This is a genomic window from Clostridium sp., from assembly GCF_034179595.1.
GTDB lineage: Bacteria > Bacillota > Clostridia > Clostridiales > Clostridiaceae > Clostridium.
The window spans coordinates 1-5,924 of record NZ_JAXFPT010000012.1 but is presented as its reverse complement, the minus strand read 5'-3'; the positions used below and the strand labels follow the sequence as shown (position 1 = coordinate 5,924).

5 protein-coding genes are annotated in these 5,924 nt (G+C 24.6%); 4 read left to right on the top strand and 1 reads right to left on the bottom strand.

Annotated elements, in window-relative coordinates:
• The 3 genes from SPJ33_RS00900 to SPJ33_RS00890 form a co-directional block, all read left to right on the top strand.
• The coding region (locus tag SPJ33_RS00900) for a DUF3427 domain-containing protein (RefSeq protein WP_321116075.1) at nucleotides 1-2,448 on the top strand (2,448 nt) is incomplete at its 5' end.
• Between the two features lie 16 nt (nucleotides 2,449-2,464).
• Complete coding sequence (locus tag SPJ33_RS00895) at nucleotides 2,465-2,857, top strand: (deoxy)nucleoside triphosphate pyrophosphohydrolase (RefSeq protein WP_321116074.1); 393 nt, start codon at nucleotides 2,465-2,467, stop codon at nucleotides 2,855-2,857.
• 140 nt (nucleotides 2,858-2,997) lie between these two features.
• On the top strand, nucleotides 2,998-4,473 hold the full coding sequence (locus tag SPJ33_RS00890; RefSeq protein ID WP_321116073.1) for a GH3 auxin-responsive promoter family protein: 1,476 nt from the start codon (nucleotides 2,998-3,000) through the stop codon (nucleotides 4,471-4,473).
• 56 nt (nucleotides 4,474-4,529) lie between these two features.
• Here the strand turns inward: SPJ33_RS00890 and SPJ33_RS00885 are convergent, their stop codons facing one another.
• A complete protein-coding gene (locus SPJ33_RS00885) occupies nucleotides 4,530-4,961 on the bottom strand; it encodes a hypothetical protein (protein WP_321116072.1) in 432 nt (143 codons plus the stop codon).
• Between the two features lie 102 nt (nucleotides 4,962-5,063).
• Between SPJ33_RS00885 and yaaA the strand changes: the two genes are divergently transcribed.
• Nucleotides 5,064-5,831 carry a peroxide stress protein YaaA gene (yaaA, locus tag SPJ33_RS00880; protein ID WP_321116071.1) on the top strand — a complete coding sequence of 256 codons (768 nt, stop codon included), beginning with the start codon at nucleotides 5,064-5,066 and terminating at the stop codon, nucleotides 5,829-5,831.
• Nucleotides 5,832-5,924 lie beyond the last annotated feature (93 nt).

Sequence of the window (5,924 nt, the reverse complement as noted above, 5' to 3'; positions counted from 1 at the left end):
ATAGGTTCTTCAAATATATCTAATGCTGCATTAACTTCAGGGTTAGAATGGAATCTTAAAATAACAGAACAAGATTCTTTTGATATTATAAGAAAGTTTGAAGCTACATTTGATAGTTATTGGAATGATCCTGAATTTGTTTTATATAAAGGGACTGATGAAGATAAAGAAATGCTAGAGAGTTCTCTAAGAAAAGAAAATAAAAATGGTAATGAAAAAGAATTTAATTTCAATTTTGATATAAGACCTTATGCATATCAAAAGGAAATATTAGAAAAAATTCAAGTTGAGAGAAAAATATTTGGTAGAAATAAAAATCTAGTTGTTGCTGCAACTGGTGTAGGAAAGACTGTAATTTCTGCTTTTGACTATAAAAGTTTTTGCATAGAAAATAGGGGGAAGGCTAATAGATTATTATTTGTAGCTCATAGAGAAGAGATATTAAAACAAGCAAGGGATACCTTTAGGGGAATATTAAAGAATAATAATTTTGGTGAACTTATGGTAGGAGGAAAAGTTCCAGAGAGTTTAGATTATTTATTTGTTTCTATTCAAAGTTTAAATAGCAAGGATTTATATAGTATAACTTCAAAAGATTTTTATGATTTTATAATAATTGATGAATTCCATCATGCAGCAGCGCCTTCATATCAAAGATTATTAAGCTATTATAAACCAGAAGCATTATTAGGTTTAACTGCAACGCCTGAGAGAAATGATAATAAAGATATATTTAGCTATTTTGAACATAAAATATCTGGAGAGATAAGATTACCAGAAGCTATAAATAGAAAATTACTAAGTCCATTTCAGTATTTTGCAGTTTCAGATAATGTGGATTTATCAAAGCTTAAATGGCAAAGAAAAGGATATAGTATAAGTGAGTTAGATAAGGTTTATACAGGAAATGATAAAAGAGTTAGCGATATAATAAAAAGCTTAGATAGATATATAACTGATATAAATGAAGTTATTGGGCTTGGATTTTGTGTTAGTAAAGAACATGCAAAATTTATGGCTAAAAGGTTTAATGAAAATGGAATTCCATCATTAGCATTAACTAGTGAAAGCAGTAAGGAAGAAAGAGATGAAGCAAAAGGAAAATTAGTTAATGGAGAAATAAAATTTATTTTTGTTGTAGATTTATATAATGAAGGTGTTGATATACCAGAAGTTAATACTATATTATTTTTAAGACCAACAGAAAGTTTAACTGTATTTTTACAGCAACTAGGAAGAGGCTTAAGACTTAGTGAAGGAAAAGAATGTTTAACTGTTTTAGATTATGTTGGGCAAGCTCATAAAAATTATAATTTTGAAGAGAAGTTTAGGGCTTTAGTTGGAAGAACAAATAGATCAGTAAAAGATTATATAGAAAATGGATTTTTAAATTTACCCAAAGGGTGTTATATTCAATTAGAAAAACAAGCAAAAGAATATATATTAAGAAATATAAAAGACTTAAAAAATACAAAAACAAATCTAATAAATAAGCTTGTATCTTTTAAAGATGATAGTGGGTTAGAGCTAACTTTAGAGAATTTCTTAGCTTTTCATAACTTATCTTTAGTAGATTTTTATGGTAAAAGTAAAGATAGAAGTTTTAGTAGAATGTGTGTTCTAGCTAAGCAAAAAGATGAATTTTATGATGAAAATGAAGATGAAATAACTAAAAAGTTATATAATTTGTTTTTTATAAATTCAAGAAGATTTATAAAATTTATGATTAATCTAATAAAAAATTATAATGATATTTCGAATGCTAATTTCTCAAATGAAGAAAAATTAATGTTAAATATGATGTATTATATTTTTTATAGTGATGTTCCTAAAAAGTTAAATTTAAAATCAATAAATGAAGGGATTAATAGACTTCTCAAAAATAAAACCATGATGGAAGAAGTTTGTTCTATATTAGAGTATAATTATGATAACATTGATTTTATAGATAAAAAAGTTGATTTAGGATATGATTGTCCTTTAGATTTACATTGTGATTATTCAAGAGATTTAATTATGGCTGCCTTTGGGTATTTTAATGAAGAAAATAAACCTTCATTTAGAGAAGGGGCAAAATATTTTGAAGATAAAAACACAGATATATTCTTTGTAACATTAAATAAAAGTGATAAAGATTTCTCACCATCCACCTTATATGAGGATTATGCTATAAATGAAAAATTATTTCATTGGCAAACTCAAAGTAAAACATCAGTTCAAAGTGCAACAGGACAAAGATATATGAATCAATTAAAAAATAAAAACAAAATAGCTATATTTGTAAGAGAATATAAAGAAAAGCAAGGCCTTACATCACCATTTACTTATCTTGGAACTTGCAAATATAGAAGTCATAGTGGAAATAAGCCAATCAGTTTTATATGGGAATTAGATGAAGAGATTCCAGCAAAACTTATTAATAAAGCAAATAAAACTATAATAATTTAGGAGAAGAAAAACATATATGATAAATGTAGTAGCAGCAATATTAGAAAAAGAAGATAAAATACTAATAGCAAAGAAAAAAGAAGGAAAACCACTTGCAGGATTTTGGGAATTTCCAGGCGGAAAAGTGGAAAATGGAGAAACATTAGAAAAAGCTCTGATTCGTGAATTAAAAGAAGAGATGGATATTGAAATTGAAATAAAGGATTATGTTGGAGAAAGTATACATGATTATGGAGATAATAAAATAGTTTCATTAAAAGGATACACTGCAATTATTAAATCAGGAAATATAAGATTATCTGATCATGATGAATATAGATGGGTAAGATTAGAAGAAATTGATAATTATAATATAGCACCAGCAGATATTCCATTGATAGATTTTATGAAAAATAAAATGAATTTATAAATAATTTAAAAGAGTTAAATTAAGGCTATTCTAAAATGAAAAGTTAGAATAGCTTTTTTTCTTATACTATATATTTTCATATCTTTTTTTAACTTTTTTCATAGAATGATTATAGATAAGAATACTAAGGAAGAACAGTTATGACAATAATAAGCAAAGGATTATTGAAATTAAATTTAGGAATAGGGGTATTAGTAAAAAGGAATTTTAATAAAGATACACAGAAGGCGTATAAAGTAAATGAAAGTGTATTACTTAAAATCTTAAGAAAGAATTATAAAAGTGAAATAGGGATTAAATATAATTTTAAATCTATTAATAGCATTAGGGATTTTAGAGATAAATTTCCTATAACAAACTATGATTTCTATGAAAAATATATAGAAAAAATGGCTAAGGGTTATGAAAATATATTGTTTAGTGAAAAGATTGAGTATTTTGGACACACTTCAGGAACAACAGGAAAGCAAAAGTTAATTCCAACTACTAAAAGTAGTAGATTAATTGGATCAAAATATATGGCAATACTTTTAAATAGATTTGCTTATGATAATCTTAAAGATGTATGGAATTGTGAAAGAGGTCTTACAATATCAGATATAGTTACAACAACTTATACAGAAGGAGGAATACCTATATGTTCAGCAACTTCTGGAGGAATGAAGGGGATTAAAAATATAATAAAATACTTTTATACTTCTCCAATTGAAGTTATGGAAATAAAGGATAAAGATAGTGCAAATTATCTTCATTTATTATTTGCACTTAATGAAAGAAATTTATCTAATATAAGTGCAGCATTTATTTCTAATATTTTAGATTTATTTAGAATACTTGAAGATAATTACAAAGATTTAATAGCTGATATTAGAAAAGGAAGGATAAATAGAAAGATTAAACTAGATGAAGAGACTAGAAAAAAATTAAATGGATATAATCCATATGTTGAAAAGATAAGATATGTTGTAATTCCAGATACAGTTTTTTATGAATTTATTCCTTTTGAAGAGATTTATAAAGATAATCCAAAAACTTTATTGATAAATGAATTAAAAGTTGGAGAAAGATATGAAGTAGTTGTTACTAATTATGCAGGGCTTTATAGATATAGATTAGGTGATGTAGTTAAGGTTGTTGATTATTATAATAATTCTCCAGAAATTGAATTTTTATTTAGAAAAAATCAGGTTTTAAATATGGTAGCTGAAAAGACTAACGAAGAACAGTTAACAAGTGCCATAAAAAAATGTATGAGTAGCCTTAATTTAAATTTAGTAGATTTTACAACAATACCTGATAATTCAATTACACCAGGAAGATATGTTTTTTATTGTGAATTTAAAGAAAAGATAGAGTCTAAAGAGATAAATAGATTAGAAAAACAATTAGATAAAGAACTTAAAAAATCAAATTTAGCTTATGATAGAGCTAGAAATAATAAAAAATTAGGTAACATCAAGATAGTTATTTTAAAAAGTGGTACATTTAAGATCATAAAAGAAAGCTTATTTAAAAAAGGTGTATCAAAGAATCAAATAAAAATTCCAAGAGTAGTAATTAACAATGAAAATATATTGCGTATTATAAATGAGTATAAAATTAAGAGTAAAAAATAATAGTATAAGGAATTTATTATTAAAAAAGAGTACAGAAGAATATTCTATACTCTTTTTTAAAACATAGAAATAATTGCATTAGCTATTTGACTAGATGGATTAAGTTCTAATACATCTTCTGCAAGTTTAATGGTGTCAAAAGGTTTAATAAATCCATTTGGAAGCATTGCAAACATAAGTAACCATTCTTTATATTTTAAAGAAGGATTAATATTATTAGCTTTATTTGCATGATAGAAAGCTAATTCTTCATAGCATATAGGAGTAAAGATTACATATAAAAAATATGACATTAAAAAATGACAATGAGAAAGTTCTATGAGATTTTTTGTATCTTCTAATCCATTAATTTTATTTATAAGCCAAAAATAAAAATTGCTTTGAGTATTATAATCACAACTTTTTAGTTTTATAAGTATTTCTTCATTTATATCTAAAAGTGATATTTCATCTAAATTTATTCCAAGTATATCATTTAAATTATTCATAAAAAGTCTCCATAAGTTTTTAATTTTAGTATATAATATTTAAAAAATAATTTCAAAATTATAGTTTGTATAAAAGTAAAACAGGAAAAGAGAGGAATATATATGATAGTAATTTTATCGCCAACTAAAAAATTAGAAAGAAAGCAAATAAATTATGATATAGAAATGACTAAGCCAAGATATATTGTTGAAGCTAAAAGATTAAATTATAGATTAAAAGAATTTAATCCAGATGAACTTAGCTCACTTATGAAAATATCTGAGAAATTAACAGATAAAACATTTTTAGATATTCACAAGTGGTCAACTAATAATATAGATTTATTATTTCCATGTGCATTAAGTTTTAATGGGGAAGCTTTTAGAGGACTTGATATATCATCATATTCTAAAGAGGATTTAGATTATGCAAATAAACATCTTAGAATATTGTCTGGCTTATATGGAGTTTTAAGACCATTAGATCTTATATGTAATTATAGATTAGAAATGGGAACTAAGTTAAGTGTAGATGATTTTAGAGACCTTTATTCTTTTTGGGGAGAGAAAATAAAAGATGCCTTATTAGATGATGTTAAAGATAGTGAAAGTGATATATTAGTTAATTTAGCGTCAAATGAGTATTCTAAATCAGCAAGACTTAGATATATGAAAGGCATTACTATCATAACTCCAGTATTTAAGGAATTTAAAAATGGTAGATATAAGGTTATAACTGTACATGCTAAAAGAGCAAGAGGACTTATGGCAACTTATATAATGAAAAATAGAATAAATAATTTAGAAGGCTTAAAAAATTTTGATGAAGAAGGTTATATATACAGAGAAGATTTAAGTAATAAGTATGAAATGGTATTTACTTTAAATTAAATAAATATACTACTTATTTTATAAATGTGGTAATATATTAAAGTGAAACTCGTATATAGAGGAGGATACATATGATATACATAGTAATTATAA

What these genes read in the sequence shown, in the direction of transcription:
- SPJ33_RS00895 (WP_321116074.1), top strand. Translation starts at nt 2,465, where the DNA reads ATGATAAATGTAGTAGCAGCAATATTAGAAAAAGAAGATAAAATACTA.
- SPJ33_RS00890 (WP_321116073.1), top strand. Translation starts at nt 2,998, where the DNA reads ATGACAATAATAAGCAAAGGATTATTGAAATTAAATTTAGGAATAGGG.
- SPJ33_RS00885 (WP_321116072.1), bottom strand. Translation starts at nt 4,961, where the DNA reads ATGAATAATTTAAATGATATACTTGGAATAAATTTAGATGAAATATCA.
- yaaA (WP_321116071.1), top strand. Translation starts at nt 5,064, where the DNA reads ATGATAGTAATTTTATCGCCAACTAAAAAATTAGAAAGAAAGCAAATA.